Origin of the sequence: Aquabacterium parvum, from assembly GCF_001447195.1 — a bacterium.
Taxonomy (GTDB): domain Bacteria; phylum Pseudomonadota; class Gammaproteobacteria; order Burkholderiales; family Burkholderiaceae_C; genus Aquabacterium; species Aquabacterium parvum.
In genome coordinates, this window is the sequence record NZ_LFRI01000330.1 from 1 (window position 1) to 21,857 (window position 21,857).

General features: G+C 67.5%; 14 protein-coding genes. 5 read left to right on the forward strand and 9 right to left on the reverse strand.

Going from position 1 to position 21,857, the window contains the following annotated elements:
• Positions 1-233: 233 nt before the first annotated feature.
• Both ABG80_RS11180 and murI read right to left on the reverse strand, forming a co-directional pair.
• The gene (locus ABG80_RS11180) at positions 234-8,231 is read right to left on the reverse strand and encodes a beta strand repeat-containing protein (protein ID WP_058087747.1); all 7,998 of its coding nucleotides are present in this window, start codon (positions 8,229-8,231) and stop codon (positions 234-236) included.
• A 165-nt stretch (positions 8,232-8,396) separates the two neighbouring features.
• Positions 8,397-9,248, reverse strand: coding sequence for a glutamate racemase (murI, locus tag ABG80_RS11185; protein WP_058087748.1), 852 nt, complete (start codon positions 9,246-9,248; stop codon positions 8,397-8,399).
• 167 nt (positions 9,249-9,415) lie between these two features.
• Here murI and ABG80_RS11190 point away from each other — a divergent pair, with 167 nt between their 5' ends.
• From ABG80_RS11190 to ABG80_RS11205, 4 genes are all read left to right on the forward strand, one after another.
• On the forward strand, positions 9,416-10,165 hold the full coding sequence (locus tag ABG80_RS11190; RefSeq protein WP_058087749.1) for an electron transfer flavoprotein subunit beta/FixA family protein: 750 nt from the start codon (positions 9,416-9,418) through the stop codon (positions 10,163-10,165).
• A gap of 10 nt (positions 10,166-10,175) precedes the next feature.
• Positions 10,176-11,108 (forward strand): electron transfer flavoprotein subunit alpha/FixB family protein, encoded by a 933-nt coding sequence (locus ABG80_RS11195; protein ID WP_058087750.1) that lies wholly within the window; start codon positions 10,176-10,178, stop codon positions 11,106-11,108.
• Positions 11,109-11,239: 131 nt separating this feature from the next.
• Entirely contained in the window at positions 11,240-13,045 is a 1,806-nt protein-coding gene (locus ABG80_RS11200) for an acyl-CoA dehydrogenase (protein ID WP_058087783.1), read from the forward strand.
• 146 nt (positions 13,046-13,191) lie between these two features.
• Complete coding sequence (locus tag ABG80_RS11205) at positions 13,192-14,154, forward strand: NAD(P)H-dependent flavin oxidoreductase (RefSeq protein ID WP_058087751.1); 963 nt, start codon at positions 13,192-13,194, stop codon at positions 14,152-14,154.
• A gap of 68 nt (positions 14,155-14,222) precedes the next feature.
• Here ABG80_RS11205 and ABG80_RS11210 read toward each other — a convergent pair whose 3' ends face one another.
• The 4 genes from ABG80_RS11210 to ABG80_RS11225 form a co-directional block, all read right to left on the reverse strand.
• On the reverse strand, positions 14,223-16,067 hold the full coding sequence (locus ABG80_RS11210; RefSeq protein ID WP_083506026.1) for an ATP-binding response regulator: 1,845 nt from the start codon (positions 16,065-16,067) through the stop codon (positions 14,223-14,225).
• Between the two features lie 23 nt (positions 16,068-16,090).
• Entirely contained in the window at positions 16,091-16,807 is a 717-nt protein-coding gene (locus ABG80_RS11215; protein WP_058087752.1) for a response regulator, read from the reverse strand.
• A gap of 235 nt (positions 16,808-17,042) precedes the next feature.
• Complete coding sequence (locus tag ABG80_RS11220; RefSeq protein ID WP_058087753.1) at positions 17,043-17,888, reverse strand: urease accessory protein UreD; 846 nt, start codon at positions 17,886-17,888, stop codon at positions 17,043-17,045.
• 57 nt (positions 17,889-17,945) lie between these two features.
• Positions 17,946-18,509, reverse strand: a complete 564-nt coding sequence (locus ABG80_RS11225; protein WP_058087754.1) for an MOSC domain-containing protein — start codon at positions 18,507-18,509, stop codon at positions 17,946-17,948.
• 75 nt (positions 18,510-18,584) lie between these two features.
• Between ABG80_RS11225 and ABG80_RS11230 the strand changes: the two genes are divergently transcribed.
• Entirely contained in the window at positions 18,585-19,130 is a 546-nt protein-coding gene (locus tag ABG80_RS11230) for a DUF1415 domain-containing protein (RefSeq protein WP_058087785.1), read from the forward strand.
• Between the two features lie 60 nt (positions 19,131-19,190).
• Here ABG80_RS11230 and ABG80_RS11235 read toward each other — a convergent pair whose 3' ends face one another.
• The 3 genes from ABG80_RS11235 to ABG80_RS11245 form a co-directional block, all read right to left on the reverse strand.
• On the reverse strand, positions 19,191-19,952 hold the full coding sequence (locus tag ABG80_RS11235; RefSeq protein WP_058087786.1) for an ABC transporter permease: 762 nt from the start codon (positions 19,950-19,952) through the stop codon (positions 19,191-19,193).
• 79 nt (positions 19,953-20,031) lie between these two features.
• A complete protein-coding gene (locus tag ABG80_RS11240; RefSeq protein WP_058087755.1) occupies positions 20,032-20,862 on the reverse strand; it encodes an ABC transporter ATP-binding protein in 831 nt (276 codons plus the stop codon).
• A complete protein-coding gene (locus ABG80_RS11245) occupies positions 20,859-21,848 on the reverse strand; it encodes an ABC transporter substrate-binding protein (RefSeq protein WP_407638750.1) in 990 nt (329 codons plus the stop codon). The genes ABG80_RS11240 and ABG80_RS11245 overlap by 4 nt, the downstream gene beginning before the upstream one ends.
• Between the last annotated feature and the right edge of the window lie 9 nt (positions 21,849-21,857).

The following is a 21,857-nucleotide window of genomic DNA, read 5'->3' on the forward strand; positions in this document are numbered from 1 at the left end:
GCCGCCACCATGGCCGCCTTGAAGGTCAAAAAGCTCAGCAACGAACTCCAGTTATCCCTCCTGTAGTGGCACGCTGACTAGGTCAACCTAGTCAAATCAACCACTTACAGCATTTGGTGTCGAACTCGGGTGCCCGCACAGCGCCGCAGCCCCCGCCTCGCGCTGCCCCGACAAAGCGCCCAAAAAAAAGCGACCCCAAAAGGGGCCGCCCTCGCTGCCATCCAGCAGCCCGATCAGATCAAGACTTGCCGCTGCTGCTCTTCCAGCATTGCATCGGCCAGCCCCTGCACCGCAGCAATCGCCGCCGTGTCCACCATCACCTGGTCGGCCGCGCCACCGCCATCGGCCACCGCAGCACCGCCCGACGACGAGGCCTCGGCCCCACCCGCGCTGCTGCCGCCACCGCTGCCCACCGCCGCCAGCACCGAGTCCGTCGGCGCCGCCAGCAAATCGGCTGCCTGCAGGTCGGTCACACCGTTTGCGTCACCCGTGTCCCGACGGAACCACACGTCCGCCATGTCGTGCGACTGACCATCGCTGGTCGTGTAGCTCGAAGACATCGCCAACAGGTTGCCGTTGTCCATCGTGTCCGTGTGCGTGTAGGCCAGGTTCATCGACGTGATGCCGAACTCGCCCAGCGTGTGCAGCTCGCCCGCATCGGTCACGCCGTCGCTGTTGGCGTCCACCCACAGGCGCAGGTCGGCAAAAGCCGCATCCGCCTGGTTGAGCACACCGTCGCCGTTGGCGTCTTCCATCGCCAGGGCCTCGTAGCCGTTGCCAGCGCGAGAGCCATCGGCCAGGCGCGTGCCGTTGCCGTACAGCTCGGAGCCATCGTTGATGATGCCGTCGCCGTTGCGGTCACGCACCAGCAGGCCGTCCGTGGCGCTGGCCCAGCCCACCTGGTGGGCGTTGCCCGTGGCGTTGAGGTCGAAGTTCACGCCAGCGCTGGCCGCCAGGGTGCTCACGCCGTTGCCGTCGAGGTCCAGCACGATGGGCGAGGTGGCCAGCAGCGCGTCGATCTGCTCGGCCGTCATCGCCGTGATCTGGCTGCCCGTGAAGGCGGTCGACTGGGTCATGGTCAGGGCGCGCAGGTCGGCGGTTTCCATCGCCACGATCTGGTCGGTGGTCAGGGCCTGCAGCGCTGCCGTGCTGAACGCGGCCATCTGCGCCGTGCTCAGGGCCTCGATCGCTTCGGTCGACAGGGCGGCCACCTGGGTGGTGGTCAGGCCCGTCAACTGGGCGTTGGTCATGGCGCCGATCTGCTCGGTGTTCAGGCTGTTCACCGCATCGGTCGTCAGGCCCACCAGTTGCGCAGCCGTCAGGGCGCGCAGGTCAGCGGTCTCCAGCGCAGCGATTTGTTCGGAGCTGAGCTGGCCCAGTTGCGTGCTGGTGAAGGCCGACATCTGTGCCGTGGTCAGCGCCACCACCTGCTCGGTGGTCAGCGCGGTCACGTCTTCGTTGGCCAGCATGCGCAGCTGTGCGGTTTGCAGCGCGGCGAACTGGGCGGTGCTCAGCGAGGCGATCTGTTCGGTGCCCAGCGCCTGGATCTGGGTGCTGGTCAGCGTCTGGATGTTGGCCGTGCTGATGGCGCCCAGTTGCTCGGTGGTCAGCGCCGCGACGTGGGCGTTGTCCAGGCCGCGCAGCGAGGCCGAGGTCAGGTTGGCGATCTGCGCGGTGCTCAGGCCTTCGAAGTTGGCCGTGCCGATGGCGTTGAGCTGGGCGGTGCTCAGGGCGCGCAGGTCAGCGGCTTCCATGGCGTTGAGCTGGTCGCTGGTCATCGCGGTGACCTGGGCGTTGGTCAGGCGGCTGACTTGGGTCGTGCTCAGGGCGGCGACCTGGTCGGTGCTCAGGGCCACGATGCCGGCGGTGCCCAGCGCGTTGATTTGCGCGGTGCCCAGGGCGGCCAGGTCGGCGGTTTCCAGGGCGGCCACTTGCGTGGTGTCGAGCGCGGCGACCTGGGCCGTGGTCAGGCCCAGGGCCTGGGCGGTGGTCAGGGCGCGCAACTGCTCGGTGCTCATCGCACCCACGTCGACCGCATCCAGGAAGCGGATGTTGGCCGAGCTGATCGACTGGATCTGATCCGTGGTCAGGCCGGCGATCTGCGCGGTCTGCAGGGCAGCCAGTTGGGTGCTGCTGAGCAGGCGGAAGTCGGCCGTTTCGATGGCGGCGATCTGCTCGGTCGTCATCGCGGCGATTTGCGCGGCGCTCAGGCGAGGCACTTGCACCGTGGTCAGCGCAGCGATCTGGTCAGCGGTCAGCGCCGAGAACTTGCCGGCGCTGATCGCGGCGATCTGGGCGGTGCCCAGCGCGGCGATGTCCTGCGTCTCGATGCTGGCGAGCTGGTCGGTCGACAGCGCGGCGATTTGCTGCGAGGTCAGGTTGGCGATCTGCGCGGTGCCCAGGGCTTCGATCTGGTCGGTCGACAGGGCGGCCACGGCGGCGGTCGTCAGGCTGCGCAGGGCCGCGGTGTTGAGCGCGGCGATCTGGCCCGAGGTCAGCGCCTCGACCTGCGCGGTGCTCAGCACGGCCGCTTGCGCGGCGCTCAGGGCGCGGATGTCGGCGGTCTCGATCGAGGCGACCTGTTCGGTGCTCAGGGCGGCGACCTGGGCGTTGTTCAGGGCCACGACCTGGGCAGAGGTCAGGGCGGCCACCTGGTCGCTGGTCAGCCCGCTGATGGCCAGGGTGGACATCAGGCGCAGGTCAGCGGTTTCCAGCGCGGCGATCTGGTTGGCCGTCAGCGCCGCAGCCTGCTCGCTGCTCAGGACCATGGCCTGGGCGGTGGTCAGGGCGCGGATGTCGGCGGTCTCCATGGCCGCGACCTGGTCGGTGGCCAGGGCCTGGACCTGCGTGGTCGTCAGCGAAGCGACTTGCAGGGTGCTCAGCGCCGCCATTTGCGTGGCGCTCAGGCCGCCGATGGCGTCGGTGGTCAGGGCGCGGACGTCGGCGGTGCTCAGCACGGCGACTTGTGCGGTGCTGAAGGCGTTGACCTGTTCGGAGTTCAGCGCAGCGGCTTGGGCCGTGGTCAGCACCCGCACGTTGCCCGTGCTCAGGGCGGCGATCTGATCGGTGCTCAGCGTGGAAACCTGGGCGGTCGTCAGCGAAGCGGCCTGGGCCGAGGTCAGGGCGGCGATCTGGGCCGAGGTCAGCACGTCGGCGCCTGCTTCACCCAGTGCCTGGACCTGGGCGGTGCTCAGGAAGGCGACGTTGCGGGTCTGCAGGGCCTGGATCTGGTCGGAGGTCAGGGCGCCGACCTGCGCGTTCGACAGGGCCGCGGTCTGGGCGGTGCTCAGCACCGTGACCTGCCCGGTGGTCAGCGCGGCCACGGCGTCGTTGGTGAGGTTGCGCATGCTGGCGGTGCTCAGCGCCACCACTTGCGCCGTCTCCAGCGCGGCGACCTGCTCGGTCGACAGCGTGGCCGCTTGCGCGGTGGTCAGGGCGCGGATGGCGCTGGTGCTCAGCACGGCCACTTGGGCGGTGTCGAGGGCGCCGACCTGGGCGGTGCTCAGGCCCGCGACCTGGTCGGTCTTGAGCACGGACACCTGGCCGGTGGTCAGCGCAGCGATGCCGTCGGCGCCCAGGGCGTTGACTTGCGCTGCGGACAGCACCATCAGGTCGGTGGTTTCGATGACTTCGATCTGCTCGGTCGCCAGGGCCGCCAGTTGCGCGGTTTGCAGCGCGGCAAACTGCGCCGTGCTCAGCGCGACGATGTCGTCGGTGCCCAAGCCACTGAGCTCGCCTGCGTTCAGGGCGCGCAGGTCAGCGGTTTCGATGGCGGCCACCTGTGCGGTGCTCAAGGCGTCCAGCTGAGCAGAGTCCAGCACGGCGAAGTGCTGGGTGCCCAGGGCGCGCACGCCAGCGGTGGTCAGCCCTTCGAGTTGTTCCGTTTGCAGGGCCTGCGCTTGCGCGGTGGTCAGCGTGGCGACCTGGGCCGTGGTCAGCGCGGCGATGTGCTGCGAGCCCAGGCTGGAGAAGTTGGCGGCCGAGATCGCCTGCATCTGCGCGGACGACAGGGCGGCGACGTCAGCGGTCTCCAGGTTGCTGAGCTGGTCGGTGGTCAGGTTGGCGATCTGGGCGGTGCTCAGGGCCTGGACCTGGGCGGTGCTCAGGGCGTTGAGTTGCTCGGAGGTCAGCGATGCCAGGGCGTCGTTGCTCAGGGCGCGCACGTTGGCCGTGCCCATGGCCGCGATCTGCGAGGTGGTCAGGCCTTCAGCTTGTGCGGTGCTCAGCACGGCGGTCTGGGCGGCGGTCATGGCGCGCACGTCGGCGGTTTCCATGGCCTCGATCTGCTCGGACGACAGGCCGGCCACCTGGGCCGTGGTCAGCCCGGCGACCTGGGCGGTGGTCAAGGCCACCACCTGCGCCGTGGTCAGTGCGGCCGCGTTGGCGGCACCCAGGGCCACCACCTGTGCCGAGCTCAGCGCGGCCAGGTCGGCGGTCTCGATCGCGGCGGTCTGCTCGGTGCTGAGCGCGGCGACTTGCTGCGTGGTCAGGGCGCTGGCCTGGGCGGTGGTCAGGGCCACCACCTGAGCGGTGTCCAGGGCCTCGATGTGCCCGGCGCTCAGGAAGCGGATGTTGGCGGTGTTGAGCGCAGCCACCTGTGCGGTGGTCATGGCTTCGACCTGGGCGGTGGTCAGCGCCAGGGTCTGGGCGCTGGTCATGGCCTGCACACCGGCGGTGGTGATGGCTGCCAGTTGCTCGGTGCTCAGGGCGTGGATCTGGGTGGTGCTCAGGGCGCGGATCTGGGCGCTGCTGAGCGCGGCGATCTGGTCGGTCGACAGCGCTTCCACACCGGTCAAGCCCATGGACAGCAGTTGCGCGGCGTTGAGCGCCTGCAGGTCAGCGGTGTCGATGGCCAGGAACTGATCGCTGCTGAGCGCGCCCAGCTGTGCCGTGGTCAGGGCGCCGATCTGGGCCGAGCTCATGGCGGCCAGGTCTTCGGTTTCCAGCAGGGCCACATTGGCCGTGGTCAGGGCCGCGATGGCGGCGGTGCCCAGGGCCTGGATCTGATCGGTGCTCAAGGCCACCACCTGGGCGCCTTGCAGGCCGGCGATCTGCGCGGTGTTGAGCGCGCGCACGTCGGCGGTTTCCAGGTTGGTGATCTGCTCGGTGGTCAGGGCGGCGACTTGCTGCACCGTCAGGCCGTTGACCTGCGCGGTGCCCAGGGCTTCGATCTGGTCGCTGGTCAGGGCGGCGATGGCAGCGGTGCCCAGCACGCGCAGCTGAACCGTGTTGAGCACGGCCAGGTCAGCCGTTTCGATGGCGACGATCTGTTCGGTGCCGAAGGCGGCCAGTTGGGTCGAGGTCAGCGCGCGGTACTGCGCGTCGCTCATCGACTCGATGACGTCGGTGGACAGGGCGGCGACGGCGGCGGTGCCCAGCGCGGAGATGTTGGCCGTGCTGATCGCGGCCACCTGTGCCGTGTCAAGGCCGACGGCCTGCGCGCCCGAGATGCTGGCGACCTGCAGGCGGGTCAGCGCGGCGACCTCGGCCGTGGTCATGGCCGCGATCTGCGCGGAGTCGAAGTTCGACAGCTGGCCCGTGCGCAAGGCGGCCACCTGGCTGGTGGTCAGGGCAGCGACCTGCTCGGTGCTGAAGTAGCCGGCTTGCGGGTCGAGCAGCAGGCCCATGTTGGCCAGGCTCAGCGCGGTCAGGTCGGCGGTTTCGATGGCCTGGATCTGCTCCGAGCTCAGCGCGCGGATCTGCAGCGAGGTCAGGTTGTTGAGTTGCGACGAGGTCAGGGCTTCGATCTGCGCGGTGTCGAGGGCGCGGATCTGGGCGGTGCTCAGGGCGCGCAGGTCGGCCGTCTCCAGCGCCGCGACCTGCTCGGACGTCAGCGCCACCAGCTGCTCGGTCTTGAGCGCGGCGGTCGTGGCCGTGGTCAAGGCGGCGATGCTGGCGGTGCTCAGCGAGGCCAGCTGTTCGGTGGTCAGGTTGGCGGCCTGCGCCGTGGTCAGCGCGGCGATCTGGGCGGTGCCCAGGGCGGTGATCTGCGAGGTGTCCAGCGCGGCCAGGGCGGTGGTCGTCAGGGCGCGCAGGTCGGCCGTTTCGATGGCGGCCAGTTGGGCGTTCGACAGCGCGGTCAGCTGATCCGAGCTCATCGCCAGGTAGTGAGCCGGGGTCAGGGCGCGCAGGTCGGCCGTCTCCATGGCGGCGATCTGCTCGGTGCTCAGGTTGCTGAACTGGGCGGTGGTCAGCGCGGCCACCTGGGCGGTGGTCAGGCCGACGATCTGCGCGGTGGTCAGGGCAGCGACCTGGTCGTTGGTCAGCGACGCCACTTGCAAGGTGCTCAGGGCGGCCACGTCGGCGGTCTGCAGGTCACCGATCTGTTCGGTGGTCAGGGCGCGCAGCTGCGTGGTGGTCAGTGCGGCCATCTGGGCGGTGGTCAGCGCGGCCAGTTGGTCCGATGCCAGCGAAGACATCACGCCGGTGCTCAGTGCGCGCACGTCCAGCGCGTCGATGGCGGCCACCTGGGCGGCGCTCAGCGCCGAAGCCTGCTCGCTGTTGAGCACGGCGAACTGGGCCGATTGCAGGGCCACGATGTCGGCCGTTTCGATGGCGCCAATCTGGGTCGAAGACAGCGCGGCCACCTGGGCCGTGGTGAGCGTGGCCACCTGGGCGGTGGTCATCGCGGCCACCTGGTCGGTGTCGAGCGCGGCGATGGCGGCGGTCTTGACCATGCGCATGTCCAGCGCGTCGATCGCGGCGATCTGGGCGGTGCTCAGCGCGGCCACCTGGTCGGACGACAGGGCGGCGAACTGGCCGCTCGTCATGGCGCGGATGTCGCTGGTCTCCAGCGCGGCCACCTGCTCGGTCGACATCGCGGTCAGCTGGCGGGTGGTCAGGGCGGCGGCCTGCAGCGAGGTCATCGCGCCGATCTGCTCGGAGGTCAGGGCGGCCAATGCATCGGTGTTGAGCGCCGAAATCTTGGCGGTGCCCAAGGCGGCGATGTCAGCCGTTTCGATCGCAGCGGCTTGCTCGGTGCCCATGGCAGCGAGCTGCTGGGTGGTCAGCGACGCGATCTGCAGCGAGCTCAGCGCGGCCACCTGGCCCGAGGTCAGCGAGTTGACCTGGTCGGTGCCCAGCAGGGCCACCTGGGCGGTGGTCAGCGCGGCGACCTGGTCGGTGCCGAGCGAAGCCACCTGCTCGGTCGACAGGTTGGCGAGGTGGACGGCGCGCAGCGCGCGGATGTCGGCGACATCAAAGGCGCGCAGTTGTTCGGTCGACAGCGCCTGGATCTGCGCCGCCGTCAGGCCCGAGGTCTGGGCCGTGGTCAGGGCCTGGATCTGGCCGGTGCCCATGGCCGACAAGGCCGCCGTGGAAAGCGAGGCGACGTCGATGGTCTCCATCGCCACGATCTGTTGCGTGGTCAGCGCGGCAGCTTGCTCGGAGCTCAGTGCGGCGACCTGGGCCGGCGACAGGAAGCGGATGTTGGCTGTGCTGATGGCCGCCACCTGGGCGGTGCTCAGGCCGGTGATCTGGGCGGTGGTCAGCTGCGTGAGCTGCGCGGCGCTCAGCGCGCGGATGTCCTCGGTCTCGATGGCGCCGATCTGGGCGGTGGTGAAGGCCGCGAACTGGGTGCTGGTCAGCGCCAGGACCTGGGCCGTGCCCAGCGAGGCGATCTGGTCATCGGACAGGGCGCGGATTGCGGCCGTCGTCAGGCCACGGATGTCTGCGGTTTCCATCGAGCTGACCTGCTCGGTGGTGAGCGCCGCGACCTGGTCCGAGGTCAGGGCAGCCACTTGCAGGCCGGTCAGTGCGCGGATGTCGGCCGTCTCGATGGCGGCGATCTGCGTGGTCGTCAGGGCCTGCAGCTGAGCGTTGCTCAATGCGGAAATCTGCTGGGTGCGCAGCGCGGCGATCTGCTCGGTGGTCAACGAGGCGATGCTGTCGGTGCTCAGCGCTCGCAGCTGCACGGTGCTCAGCGCGCCAATGTCGGTGGCGTCGAGGTTTTGCAACTGGGCGGTGGTCAGCGCGGCGACCTGCTGGGTCGTCATCGCCGCCCATTGCCGGGTGGTCAGGGCATCGACCTGGTCGTCGGTCAGCGCCGACACCGCAGAGGTGGTCATGGCCCGGAAGTCCGCCGTCTCGATCACCGCCACCTGGGCGGTGGTGAGCGCAGCCGCCTGCGCCGTGGAGAACAAGGCCCAGTCGGCTGTGCTCAGGTTGACGATCGACTGCGTAGACAGGGCAGCGATCTGAGCAGTAGACAGCGACGGAATGAGTGAAGCCATGACGCGTTCCCCAGAAAAAGCAGGGCTGACAGAAAAGCAGATCGGGCTCGGAGGCCCGTTTCCTCTGTCGGGGGTTTCGGCCCGGCTCCATGAGACTTGAGCCGGGGAACGCGTGAAATTTGCGAAAAGTGGCATCTGACCGGTGAACCCGGTCCAATTCACGCTTTACGCGGTGGGCAGGGCCTCGAAGGTCGCTTCTTCGGCCATCCAGGGCGTGCAAAAGTGCCGCAGCGCGGCCAGGTCACCGCTGGTCCACAGGCGGGTGCGCCCGGCGGCGGGCTCCCCCTCGAGTCGCTCGGCCGATGACAGCGCACGACGCGCCAGCCGCACCGTCTGGCGGGCGACCGCGTCCGAGGTGTCGATCAGCTGCACCCCCGGGCCCATGGCCTCGGCGATCAGGGGCGCCACGAAGGGGTAGTGCGTGCAGCCCAGCACGACGGTGTCCACACCCGCTTGCCTGAGCGGTGCGCAAAAGCCCTGGATCAGCTCGCGCAGCAAAGGGGTGTCGAGTTGCCCGCCTTCGATGGCCTTGGCCAGGCCCGGGCAGGGCTGCGGCAGGATCTGTGCGTCGCCGGCGTGCTGCTCGATCAGGCGCGCGAAGCGCCCGCTCGCCAGGGTGCCCGGCGTGGCCAGCACGCCCACCTTGCGGGCCGCTGACGCCGCCACCGCCGGTTTGACGCCAGGCTCGATCCCGACGATGGGCAGGTGAGGGTGGCGCGTGCGAAGCGCATGCACCGACGTGGCGGTGGCGGTGTTGCAGGCCACCACCAGCACCTCGGCACCTTGCGCCAACAGGAAGTCGGCGATGGCGTGCGAGCGCTCCGTGATGAAGGCCTCGGATTTTTCGCCATATGGCGCATGCCCGGAGTCCGCCACATAAAGCAAGGTCGCATGGGGCAAGTGCTCGCGCAGCACCCGCAGGACGGACAGCCCTCCCACGCCGGAGTCGAACACGCCAATGCTCAGACGCAGGTCACGGCCGGTTTCGGCGGACGTGGTCGGGGGGTGAACGGTCATGCGGGGCAGAGACGGCGACAGAGGAAGCGATTTTGTCCCACTTGACCCATCCTGGCCGGATAAATGATGCGGAAATCCCTCGACTTCGCGTTAGAATCGAACGATCGTGCTTTTTGAGGCACGGCCCTTTTCAATCAACTCATCCTCATGACGCAGGAGAACAACGCATGAAGGCTCTCGTTCCGGTCAAGCGGGTTGTGGACTACAACGTGAAGGTTCGCGTGAAGTCCGACGGCTCTGGTGTCGACATCGCCAACGTCAAGATGTCCATGAACCCCTTCGACGAAATCGCCGTTGAAGAAGCGACCCGCCTGAAGGAAAAGGGCGTCGTGACCGAGATCATCGCCGTCTCCGTCGGCCCCGCTCAATGCCAGGAAACCCTGCGCACGGCCATGGCCATCGGCGCTGACCGCGGCATCCTGGTTGAAACCGACGGCGACGTGCAGCCCCTGGCCGTGGCCAAGGTGCTCAAGGCCCTGGTCGACAAGGAACAGCCTCAGCTGATCATCCTGGGCAAGCAAGCCATCGACGACGACAGCAACCAGGTTGGCCAGATGCTGGCTGCCCTGGCCGACCTGCCCCAAGGCACCTTCGCCTCCAAGGTGGAAGTCGCTGGCGACAAGGTCAACGTCACCCGTGAAGTCGACGGCGGCCTGGAAACCGTGTCGCTGAGCCTGCCGGCCGTGGTCACCACCGACCTGCGCCTGAACGAGCCGCGCTACGTCACGCTGCCCAACATCATGAAGGCCAAGAAGAAGCCCCTTGACACCGTCAAGCCGGCCGATCTGGGCGTGGACGTTGCCCCCCGCATCAAGACCCTGACCGTCGCCGAGCCGCCCAAGCGCTCCGCTGGCATCAAGGTGCCCGACGTGGCCACCCTGGTTGCCAAGCTCAAGAACGACGCCAAAGTGATCTGAGGAGACCCAAATGACCGTTCTCGTCATTGCTGAACACGACAACAACAGCATCAAGGGCTCGACCCTGAACACCGTGACCGCCGCCAAGGCCATCGGTGGCGATGTGCACGTGCTGGTCGCTGGCGCCAACGCCGGTGCCGCCGCCGCTGCCGCCGCTCAAGTGGCTGGCGTTGCCAAGGTCCTGCACGCTGACAGCGCTGCTTTCGCCGACTCCCTGGCTGAAAACGTGGCAGCCCAGGTCCTGGCCGTGGCTTCGAGCTACAGCCACATCCTGTTCCCCGCCACCGCTTCGGGCAAGAACGTCGCTCCGCGCGTCGCCGCCAAGCTGGACGTCGGCCAACTGTCGGAAATCACCAAGGTCGTCTCCGCTGACACCTTCGAGCGCCCGATCTACGCTGGCAACGCCATCGCCACCGTGCAATCGGCCGACGCCGTGAAGGTCGCCACCGTTCGCGCCACCGCCTTTGACGCCGCTGCTGCCACCGGTGGTTCGGCTGCCGTCGAAACCCTGGCTGCCGTCGCTGCTTCGGCCAAGTCCTCGTTCGTCGGTCGCGAAGTGACCAAGTCCGAGCGCCCCGAGCTGGTTGGCGCCAAGATCGTGGTCTCCGGTGGCCGCGCCCTGGGTTCTGCCGACAAGTTCAACGAAGTCATGTCGCCCCTGGCCGACAAGCTGGGCGCTGCACTGGGTGCCTCGCGCGCTGCCGTGGACGCTGGCTACGCCCCCAACGACCTGCAAGTCGGTCAGACCGGCAAGATCGTCGCGCCCCAGCTGTACGTGGCCGTCGGCATCTCCGGCGCCATCCAGCACTTGGCCGGCATGAAGGACTCCAAGGTCATCGTGGCCATCAACAAGGACCCCGAAGCCCCGATCTTCCAGGTCGCCGACTTCGGCCTTGAAGCCGATCTGTTCACGGCCGTGCCGGAGCTGATCAAGGCCCTGTGATGGCATCATCCAAGGTGATGCAGGCAGAGCTCGTTTCTGACTGAGCACCTCAAACGGGGCGTCCTGCAAGACGCCCCTTTTTTCCGTCTGAAGCCGCCGTGTTTAAAACGGCGGCAGTGGAGCAAGACACCATGGCATTCATCGCCCCCGTCAAGGACCAGCTGTTCTGCATGAAGGAACTGGCTGGCATCGACCAGATCGCCCAGATCCCCGGCTTCGAAGACGCCGGTTACGAGACCGCCCAGGCCGTCCTGGAAGAGTCCGCCAAGTTCAACGAAGGCGTGGTTGCGCCCCTGAACTGGTCGGGTGACCAGGACCACGGTTCGTGGGACAACGGCGTCGTGCGCGCCTCCAAGGGCTTCAAGGAAGCCTACGCTGCGCTGGCCGAAGGCGGCTGGCAAGGCCTGGGTCAGCCCACCGAATACGGTGGCCAGGGCCTGCCCAAGATCATCGGTGCCGCCTGCGTCGAGCAGACCATGGCCGCCAACCTGAGCTTCTCGCTGTGCTCCATCCTGACCGGTGGCGCCATCGAGGCCCTGCTGACCGCTGGCAGCGACGAGCTCAAGACCCGCTACATCCCCAACATGGTCTCCGGCAAGTGGACCGGCACCATGAACCTGACCGAGCCGCAAGCCGGCTCCGACCTGGCCCTGGTGCGCTCCAAGGCCGTCAAGCAGGACGATGGCACCTACCGCATCAGCGGCCAGAAGATCTTCATCACCTACGGTGAGCACGACATGGTGGAGAACATCGTCCACCTGGTGCTGGCCCGCACCCCCGACGCGCCCGAAGGCGTCAAGGGCATCTCGCTGTTCGTGGTGCCCAAGTTCATGGTCAACGCCGACGGCTCGCTGGGCAAGCGCAACGACGTGTACTGCGCCTCCATCGAAGAAAAGCTCGGCATCAAGGCATCGCCCACGGCCGTGCTGGTCTACGGTGACGACAAGGGCGAAGTCGGCGCCGGCGCCATCGGCTACCTGGTCGGCGAAGAAAACCGCGGCCTCGAGTACATGTTCATCATGATGAACGCCGCCCGCTACGACGTGGGTGTGCAGGGCATCGGCGTGTCCGAGCGTGCCTATCAGCACGCCGTGGCCTACGCCCGCGACCGCGTGCAATCGCGCCCGGTCGATGGCTCGGCCAAGGAATCGGTCGCCATCATCCACCACCCGGACGTCAAGCGCATGCTGCTGACGATGCGTGGCCTGATCGAAGGCGCTCGCGCCATGGCCCTGGTCGGTGCCGCCGCCTATGACACGGCTCACAACCACCCGGACGCCGCCGTGGCCAAGCAGGCCCAGGCTTTCTACGAGTTCCTGGTGCCGCTGATCAAGGGCTTCTCGACCGAGAACTCGGTCGAAGTCACCTCGCTTGGCGTGCAGGTGCACGGTGGCATGGGCTTCATCGAAGAAACCGGTGCCGCCCAGTACTACCGCGACTCGCGCATCCTGCCCATCTACGAAGGCACGACCGCGATCCAGGCCAACGACCTGGTCGGCCGCAAGACCGCCCGTGATGGTGGCGCCGTGGCCAAGGCCATCGCCGCCCAGATCGCCGACACCGAAGGCCAGTTGAACGCCCGCAGCAGCGAAGCCGGCAAGAAGCTGGCCAAGCAGCTCAAGGCCGCCCGCGAGTCCTTCCTGCAGGTCGTCGACTTCGTGCTCGCCAACGTCAAGGCCAACCCGAACGCCGTGTTCGCTGGCTCGGTGCCTTACCTGATGCTGGCTGGCAACCTGGTCGCTGGCTGGCAGCTGGCCCGCTCGCTGATCGTGGCCGAAGACAAGCTGGCCGCCGGTGAAGACGCTGCCTTCATGACCGCCAAGATCGCCACCGCGCGTTTCTACGGCGACCACATCCTGGCCCGCGTGGCTTCGCTGCGCGACACCGTGCTGGAAGGCGGCGACAGCGTTTCCGCCATGCCGGTGGACGCGTTCTGATCCAGCTCTGCTGATCTGTACCACGCTGCCAGCGCCTGATCCTGTCAGGATGGCAACCTGAAAAGGGACACCCCGAACCGACCCCGGTCGGCCAGGGTGTCCCTTTTGTTTTTTGATCACCCGTGAACGACACAAGAGGAGATGTCATGCCTTTGCCCGAAGTGCTCAAACGCGTCCCGTTCCCCGTCATCGCATCGCCGATGTTCATCCTCAGCACGCCCAAGCTGGTGATCGCGCAGTGCAAGGCCGGTGTGGTGGGCTCGATGCCGGCGCTCAACGCCCGCCCGGCGTCGCAGGTCGATGAGTGGCTGGCCGAGATCACCGAAGCGCTGGACGCGCACAACCGAGCACATCCCGATCAGCCTGCCGCGCCGTTTGCCATCAACCAGATCGTGCACAAGAGCAATGACCGGCTCGAGCACGACCTGGAGATGTGCATCAAGCACAAGGTGCCGGTGATCATCACGTCGCTGGGCGCGCGCGAGGACGTCAACCAGGCGGTGCATGGCTACGGTGGCGTGGTGCTGCACGACGTCATCAACAACCGGTTTGCGCACAAGGCGGTGGAGAAGGGCGCAGATGGCCTGATCGCCGTGGCGGCAGGCGCTGGTGGGCATGCGGGCACGCTGAGCCCGTTTGCCTTGGTTCAAGAGATCCGCGAGTGGTTCGACGGTCCGCTGGCGCTGTCAGGCTCCATCGCCAATGGCCGATCCATCCTGGCGGCTCAGGCCATGGGCGCCGACTTCGCCTACATCGGCTCGGCCTTCATCGCCACCGAAGAGGCCCGCGCGGTCGATGCCTACAAACAGATGGTCGTCGACAGCAGCAGCGCCGACATCCTCTATTCGAGCAAGTTCACGGGCGTGCACGGCAACTACCTGCGTCCATCGATCATCGCGGCGGGCCTGGACCCGGACGCACTGGGCGATGGCGACCCGAGCCAGATGAGCTTTGGCAGCAAGAACGCCGGCGAGGCCAAGGCCTGGAAGGACATCTGGGGCTGCGGCCAGGGCATCGGCGCCATCAAGCAGGTGCTGCCGACGGCCGAGCTGGTGGCGCGCCTCAAAGCCGAGTACGCAGCGGCCAAGGCCGCGATCTGCCAGGCTTGAGTGCCAGGGGCGGCCAGGCCGTGATGAAGTGATGCGCCAGGCCCGGGAGGGCTGCAGCGCAGCGCCCTTCAGCGCAGGCTCAGCTTGAACGCAATCATCGCGCGCAGCTTGGTCGGCACCACGGGCTTGAGGAGCACGTGGAAGTTGTGCTGGCGGGCCTCTTCTTCGTGCTGCGTCATGGTGCTGCCGGTGACGAGGATGGCCGGCAGGTCCTGGCCGAAGCGCTCGCGCAGCTTCTTGATGGCGTCAATGCCGGTCAGCTGTTCGGGCAACCGGTAGTCGACCATGATGAGGTCGGGGCGAGGCAGGTCCTTGTCACCGCTGGTGCGCGCCAGCCACTCTTCGACCGAGCGAACCGAGTCGAAGGCACTCACGGTGGCACCCCAGCCCTTGAGCAGCACCTGCAGGCCCTCGAGCACGGCGACTTCGTCCTCGACCACGACGATGTGGCGGCGGTCGAGCGTGACGCCCAGCGAAGACTTGCTGGTGGGCGCCACCGGTTGCAGCCGCGGAGCCCGTCCGATGGGCAGCAAGCAGCTGAACACGGTGCCATGCCCCACGCGCGAGCGCAGGGTCAGGTCGGTGTCCATGAGGCCTGCCAGGCGCTTGACGATGGCCAGCCCCAGCCCCAGGCCCTTGCGGTGGTGGGGCTCGAGTGGGCGGTTGCTCTGCGTTTGGTAGAACTCCTCGAAGATGCGGCCCTGCTCCTTTTCGGCAATGCCGATGCCCGTGTCCCAGACCTGCAGGAGCAGTTGGTCGCCCCGGCGGCGACATGAAACGAGCACGCCGCCGTCTTCGGTGTAGCGGATGGCGTTGGAGATCAGGTTGCGCAGGATGCGCTCGACCACCAAGGGGTCGGCGTAGGCGAAATGCTGCTCGCCGTGAAAGCTCAGCATCAGCCCCTTCTCGAAAGCGGTGGGCTCGAAGTGCAGCCTGATGCGCGTGAACAGGTCATGCATGGCGAAGTGCTCGGGCTCGATGTCCACGCCGCCGGTGTCGATCTTGGTGATGTCGAGCAGCTCGCTGAACAGGCCTTCCAGGGCATCGACCGAGCTGTTGATGCTGTTGACCAGCTGGGCCACGCCTTCGTCCTTGCTGCGGCTGCGCAGGGCTTCGGCGAACAGGCCCAGCGCGTGAAGGGGTTGGCGCAGGTCGTGGCTGGCGGCTGCAAAGAATTGCGTTTTGGCGCGGTTGGCGGTCTCGGCGTCGCGCTGTGCGGCTTCTGCTGCCTTCATCTCGCCATGGAGCTTTTTGGCCAGGTTTTGCGCGTGCGAACGCAGGCTGACCATTTCGCCAAACATGTTGCGAAAGGCCCGCCCCAGCGCCAGCGTGCACAGGCACAGCAGGCACCAGATGCCGGCCATCTTCAGGTCGTGCTCGCCGCCATTGAGCGCGGTGCGCAGGATCATGGGCACAAAGTACAGGCCCATACAGGTCAGAAACAGCGGCGTCTGCGAGGCCATGTAGGGCACGGCCCCGATGGCGAACGAATAGATCGTCAGCATCAGGAAGGCGCGCTCGAAGGCGCCTCCGTGTGCGTAGAACAGCAGCCCGGCCACGCTCCACAGCGCAGCGCCGATGATGGCCCCGGTGTTCCACATGCGCAGCCAACGAGCCGGCTCGACCCGGCCTTGCAGGGCGGCGCGCTCGTAGCTGAGCAGGTTGGCGAAGCGGCCCGTCCAGAGCACACCGAAGGCCAGGCTCCAGCCCCACAGGATGTGATGGGGAACGTGTTCCCAGTACACCAGGGTGCAGACCACCCAGCCGAGGAAGTGACCGATCAGGCCCGCGCTGGTCTGGCGGTAAACCAGCCTGACCGAATCCTGACGGATGGCCTCGTCGGTCGGGGGCGGCAGGCCAGATTCGGTGATCGGTGCGGTCGATTCGCCAGACGGCAGGGCGGCGACAGCCATGGTGTTCAACTTCCTTCTGGGGTTCAGTGGGCCGACCAGGCCGGAGCGCCTGACTGCTTTTGCAGGATCTGGCTGACCGCGATGACGGCCTGGGTGCGCGAGCTCACGCCCAGCGTGCGCAGCACCGCAGCGACGTGGTCTTTGACGGTTTCGACCGACAGGCCCAGTTCACGGGCGATCAGCTTGTTCGGCTGCCCCTTGAGCAGCAGGTTGAGCACGTCGGTCTGGCGGGCGGTCAGTCCCAGCTGGCGCAGGCTGGGCGCGGTCTGTTGGTAGTCGGAGGTTTGCGCGGCCTGCTGAACCTGCCTCAAGGGCGAGGCGTGGTTGAGCGTGGGCTGGAAGTCGGCGCCCATGCTCATGGGTGGCACATAGACGCCACCGGAGATGACCTGCTCCAGTGCCTCGAGCAAGGTGTCGTTGCTGGCCCGCTTGGGCACGAAGCCCATGGCGCCCATGTCGATGGCGCGGATGACGTCGCTGGTGCGGTCGGAGGCCGAGACCACCACGACGGGCAAAGCAGGGTAGAGCGAGCGCAAGTCGGCGAGCAGGTCAAAGCCATCGGCATCGCCGAGTTGCAGGTCCAGCAGCACGAGGTCGTGGCTCGGGTCCTGGCGCAGGGTGTCGCGGGCGGCGCGGGCGCTGTCAGCGGTGGCAACGTGGACGTGGTCACCCAGGCCTTGGATCACCGTGCGCAGCGCGGACAGGATCAGGGGGTGGTCGTCGATGAGCAAGACCTTCATGGCGGACTCCTGGTTTTGGCTTTTATTGCGTCGAGCGCGGTGTCTGCCCTGAGGCACCGGCCTCCCTGGCCGCCCGGTCGCGCGATGTGTGTGTTCTCGCGCGATGATAGTTCGCTTTGCGCCTGGGGCCGGTCGCCTCCCTAGAATCGAAATGGACCTGGCGGGCGGGCTGTGGGAGTGTGGCGGGTTGCCCTGATGGGGCCCTCAGGCCGCCCATGGGGCCCGTGCTTGCAGCTCATGTGCGCCAGACCCGAGGTGGACATGGTTCGATGCCCCAGGCGGTTCGGCGCCAACTGGCCCACACCTGGGTCAGCAAGGCCATGGCGGGTTCGACCCGATCGGCCAGCACGCGCATCAGCACGACGTGCTCGTGTGGGCTGGTGCTGCCGGCGCTCAAGGACAGTGCGCTGTCATCGGCTTGGGCGCGTGCGGCTTCGAGCAGTGCCTCGCGGCGCGCGCGTGTCAGGGGCTGGCCTGCAGCGAACCACACCGTGGCCATGACGCGCTTGCCCGCCCAGCCCAAGGGGCTGTCGAGCAGGTGCGTGTCGGTGGCCCGCACGGTGCCGCGCTCGAGCCACACGCCGGGCAGCTCGATCTCCTGCGTGTAGCGGCCGTGGGCGAAGGCCGGGTCCGAGAACGATTCGCTGGCGGCGGGCAGGCCCAGGGCCAGCACGTCCCAGCCGATCATCTCGGCGCCGTCGGCCAGTTCGAAGCGCATGGCGTTGACGGCCTGGCAGCCCCGGTAGGCGATGGCCTCCAGTGGCAGCCACTCCAGGCGGGCGCCCGGCTCAAGCTTGGCCACGAGGCTTTGACGCGCTTCGGCTTGCGCGCTCTTGTAAAAGCGCGTGGCACCGGGTGTGGTGATCAGGGCGTGGCTGCCGGGCTGCATGCGCAGGTCGATGTCGAGCACGTCGCCGCCGACGATGCCGCCGGGTGGGTGCACGAGCACGTGGTGACAGACGCGCTCGGACTCCGGGTATAGGCGTTGCAGCACGCGCAGCGGGCCATGGTGCCTGTCGAGGGCGGTGGTGCGTTCGCCGTCGAGGCGGTAATTCAGGGTCAGTTGGCCGTGCCAGCTCATGGGGTGTGGGGTTGGGCGCTCGCTTCAGCGCGGGCGCGGGCGCAGTTTATCTGGGGCTCAGGCGGGCCATGGCGTGCAACGCACGGCATCGCCCACGCGGATGGCCCCACCTTGCAACACCCGTGCCGTCATGCCGCCATGGCCGCGCATGGCGTTGTGGCCGCCCGGACCCAGCAGCGCTTCCATGCGTGAGCACGGGTCGCAGGGGCCGGTGAGCTCGAGCACGGCGTCGTCGCCCAGGTGCAGCACCAGGCGCTGGTCCTTGAACAGGCTGCGTGCGGCCACGAGGTTCAGGCCCGAGATGACCAGGTTGCGGCGCAGGTCGGCGGCATCGACTTGCGCGAGCCCACTCAGCGCTGCGATCACGGGCAGGTGTTCCGCCTGGATCAGCGTGACCTGGCGTTTGCCGCCGCCTGGGCGACTGGGTGCGCGAGCGGCGCTGCGGTCACCCACCAAGCCACGGTCGGCGATCAACTCCGCCACGTCCACCGTGCGAACGGGCGCCAGCCGCGCGGGGCGCAGGTGGATGGCCTCGATGCGTCCGGCGCGCGGAAAACGCGATCCGAGGTCTCGCAGCGAGGTGACGGCGGTGGCGGTGTCGGGCAGTTGGAGCTGGGTCATGGTGGGCGAAGGCAGATGGCGCGTTCTGGTCGAGGTCTCGCCCAGCCCATCAGTCGACTCGGCGACAATGCGGGCATGCAGATCGACCATGACGCCATCATCCACGATACCCGCCGCTGGCTGGAGAAAGCCGTCATCGGCTTGAACCTGTGTCCGTTCGCCAAGGGCGTGCACGTCAAAGGGCAGATCCGCTGGCGCGTGTCAGACGCCCAGACACCAGAAGCCCTGGCCCAGGACCTGGCCGATGAGCTGGCCTTCCTGCGCGATGCCGACCCTGAGGAGGTCGACACGACCTTGCTGATGCATCCTGGCGTGCTGCAGGACTTCCTCGATTACAACGACTTCCTGGACGTGGCCGATGCGGTGTTGGCCGACATGGGCCTGGAGGGCGAGTTGCAGATCGCGAGCTTTCATCCGCAATACCAGTTCGCTGGCACCGATGCCGATGACCTCGGCAACCTGAGCAACCGATCACCACACCCGACGCTGCACCTCATCCGAGAGGCCAGCCTGGACCGCGCGGTGGAAGCCTTTCCCGAGGCGGACTCGATCTACGAAGAGAACATCCGCACGCTCGAGCGACTGGGCAAGGCTGGCTGGCAGCAGCTTTGGAAGGATTGAAGCGCGCGGTGCCTGGGCCAAAGGTCCCCAGCGAGGCCCGGTGTGTTTTCAACCAGCGGCTCAGCGAGGATGGCCCGGTTTTTCGCTCTCGTGCCAGCGCCCCAGCACACGTCGCCCCAGCGCCGTGATCAAGGCAAACATCGCGATGCCGGTGACCGAGATCAGCACCAGCGCCGCGAACATGCGCGGGATGTCGAGCTGATAGCCCGATTGCAGGATCTGGTACGCCAGGCCTGAGGCTGTGCCTCCTGTGCCGGCCACGAACTCGGCCACCACCGCGCCGATCAGCGCCAGCCCACCGGCGATGCGCCAGCCTGTGAACACATGGGGCAGGGCAGATGGCACGCGCAGCTGCCACAGCGTTTGCCACCGAGAGGCACCGCGCAGCTCGAAGTAGGCCAGCAGGCCTGGCGACACGCTGCGCAGCCCTTGCGTGGTGTTGGCGATGACGGGGAACAGCGCCACCAGCGTCGCGCAGATCACCAGCGACCAGGTCGCGTCCTGAACCCAGATGATGATCAGCGGCGCGATGGCCACGATGGGCGTGACCTGCAGCAGCACCGCATACGGAAAGAAGGCTGCTTCGATCCAGCGGCTTTGCACGAACACAAAGGCGGTGAGCGAACCCAGGACGATCGCGCACAGCAGGGCCAACGCGGTCACCTTCAACGTGGTCCACCAAGCGGGGGCCAGCAAGTGCCAGTCAGCCAGGAGCTTGCGAGCGATCTCGCTGGGGGCGGGCACCAGGTAGGCGGGCACCTCGGCGAGGGTGACCCAAACCTGCCAGATCAACACGAGCAGGATCGCCACGAGCCAAGGCATGGCCCGCACCAGGCGCGATGCGAGTTGCGGCTTGGCCGCAGAGCTTGGATGTGTGCCCGAAGGCGTCTGGCTCATGGTGTCACCGACCATTTCGCAGCTTGCCTTGCCGGGGCGACGCGGCGTTCACCGAAGCCACCGGATCCTTCACGCTGACCTCGGCCAGAGCGCTTTGCAGGGCGCGCAGACGCTGATTGAAATCGACGCTGGTGCGATGATGCTCTGGCCGGGGCCAGGGCTGTTGGGCACTGTCTTCGAACACGATCCGCCCAGGGCGGGAGCCCATGACGCAGGCCCGCGTACCCAGGTAGGCCGCTTCGGCCAGGCTGTGGGTCACGAAGACCACGGTGAGCCCGCCTTGTGCCCAGATCGACAGCAACTCGTCGTCCAGCTTGTGACGGGTGATCTCGTCGAGCGCCCCGAAGGGCTCGTCGAGCAACAGGATGGCCGGCTGCGTGATCAAGCCTCGCGCGATGGACACCCGCATCTGCATGCCGCCTGACAGCTCGTGAGGCAGGGCCTGCGCAAAAGCCTCCAAGCCCACCAGGTGCACGGCCGCAGCGACCCGTTCTGAGCGTTCGTGGGCAGGCACCCCAGCGAGCTTGAGCGGCAGCCCGACGTTGTCTGCGACGCTGGCCCAGGGCATCAGGGTTGGGTCCTGGAAGACGAAGGACAGCTGTTGGCGAGCTCCCGCCTGTCGGGGGTCTTGCCCTGCCACGCTGACTTGACCCGAGCTGGGCTGCCACAGTCCTGAGATGAGCTTGAGCAGCGAGCTTTTGCCGCAGCCTGATGGGCCGACCAGGCACAGGAACTCGCCCTGGGCGATCTGCAGGCTCACCTGGTCGAGCGCCTGCAGGCCACCAGCGTGGCGCAAGCCGACCTGCCGCAACTCGACCGCGAACGGGGCGCTCAAGGCTTGACCTGCACCTGGCGGATGAGGCGGGTGGTGTAGGTCTTGCGCACGTCCACCTTGGCCGGGTCGATCAGCTTGTGCTGCACCAGCATGTCGAAGGTGCGCTTCATGCGCTCGTCGGTGATGGTGCCGATGCCTTGCGAAGCGGCGTCGCCACCGAGCACGATGCCGTGCGATTTGATCAGCGCGATGGACTGCGCGATGACGTCGTCCGTCATGTTGGGGTTGTCGCGCTTGATGAGGGCGTTGGCCGCTTTGGGGTCACCCTGCAGGTAACGCTTCCAGCCTTCGGCCGAGGCCTTGAGGAAGGCCGTGACCGCTTGCGGGCGCTGCTCGATGGTGCGCTGCAGGCACACGACGGAGCCGGCGTAAGGCGGCCAGCCCTGGTCGGCCATCAGGAAGACCTTGGGCTTGATGCCTGACGCTTTTTCGATGCTGTAAGGCTCGGAGGTCAGGTAGCCCTGTTGGGCGATGCGCTTGTCGGCCAGGAAGGGTTGGATGTTGAAGGTGTAGGGGCGCACCTGTGCATCGGTGAAGCCGTGGCGGGCCTTCAGCCAGGGCCAGTAGGTGACCTGGCCGACCTGGCCGATCAGCAGCGTGCGGTCTTTGAGGTCTTCGACGCGCTGCACGTCAGGGTGGGCAATCAGCACCAGCGGGTCCTTCTGAGCGAAGGCCGCGACGGTGACGGCCTGCACGCCTTGCTCCCAGGCTTTCATGGTCTGCACGTCGAAGCCCATGATGCAGTCGGCCTGACCAGCCGCCAGCAATTGCACCAGGTTGACCTGTGGGCCGCCCATGCGGATGGTGACGTCCAGGCCGGCTTGCTTGTAGAGGCCCTGTGCCTGCGCCTGGTAGAAGCCGCCGTGCTCGGCCTGTGCGAACCAGTCGGTCAGGAAGACGAATTTTTCAGTGGCTTGCGCACAGGGGCTGATGAAAGCGAAGGCGAGGGCCAGGCTGCCAAGCAGGCGGCGCTGGAGCGATGCGATGCGCATGGG

Coding starts and splice junctions, on each gene's coding strand:
- ABG80_RS11180 (WP_058087747.1), bottom strand. CDS start 8,231: ATGGCTTCACTCATTCCGTCGCTGTCTACTGCTCAGATCGCTGCCCTG.
- murI (WP_058087748.1), bottom strand. CDS start 9,248: ATGACCGTTCACCCCCCGACCACGTCCGCCGAAACCGGCCGTGACCTG.
- ABG80_RS11190 (WP_058087749.1), top strand. CDS start 9,416: ATGAAGGCTCTCGTTCCGGTCAAGCGGGTTGTGGACTACAACGTGAAG.
- ABG80_RS11195 (WP_058087750.1), top strand. CDS start 10,176: ATGACCGTTCTCGTCATTGCTGAACACGACAACAACAGCATCAAGGGC.
- ABG80_RS11200 (WP_058087783.1), top strand. CDS start 11,240: ATGGCATTCATCGCCCCCGTCAAGGACCAGCTGTTCTGCATGAAGGAA.
- ABG80_RS11205 (WP_058087751.1), top strand. CDS start 13,192: ATGCCTTTGCCCGAAGTGCTCAAACGCGTCCCGTTCCCCGTCATCGCA.
- ABG80_RS11210 (WP_083506026.1), bottom strand. CDS start 16,067: ATGGCTGTCGCCGCCCTGCCGTCTGGCGAATCGACCGCACCGATCACC.
- ABG80_RS11215 (WP_058087752.1), bottom strand. CDS start 16,807: ATGAAGGTCTTGCTCATCGACGACCACCCCCTGATCCTGTCCGCGCTG.
- ABG80_RS11220 (WP_058087753.1), bottom strand. CDS start 17,888: ATGAGCTGGCACGGCCAACTGACCCTGAATTACCGCCTCGACGGCGAA.
- ABG80_RS11225 (WP_058087754.1), bottom strand. CDS start 18,509: ATGACCCAGCTCCAACTGCCCGACACCGCCACCGCCGTCACCTCGCTG.
- ABG80_RS11230 (WP_058087785.1), top strand. CDS start 18,585: ATGCAGATCGACCATGACGCCATCATCCACGATACCCGCCGCTGGCTG.
- ABG80_RS11235 (WP_058087786.1), bottom strand. CDS start 19,952: ATGCCTTGGCTCGTGGCGATCCTGCTCGTGTTGATCTGGCAGGTTTGG.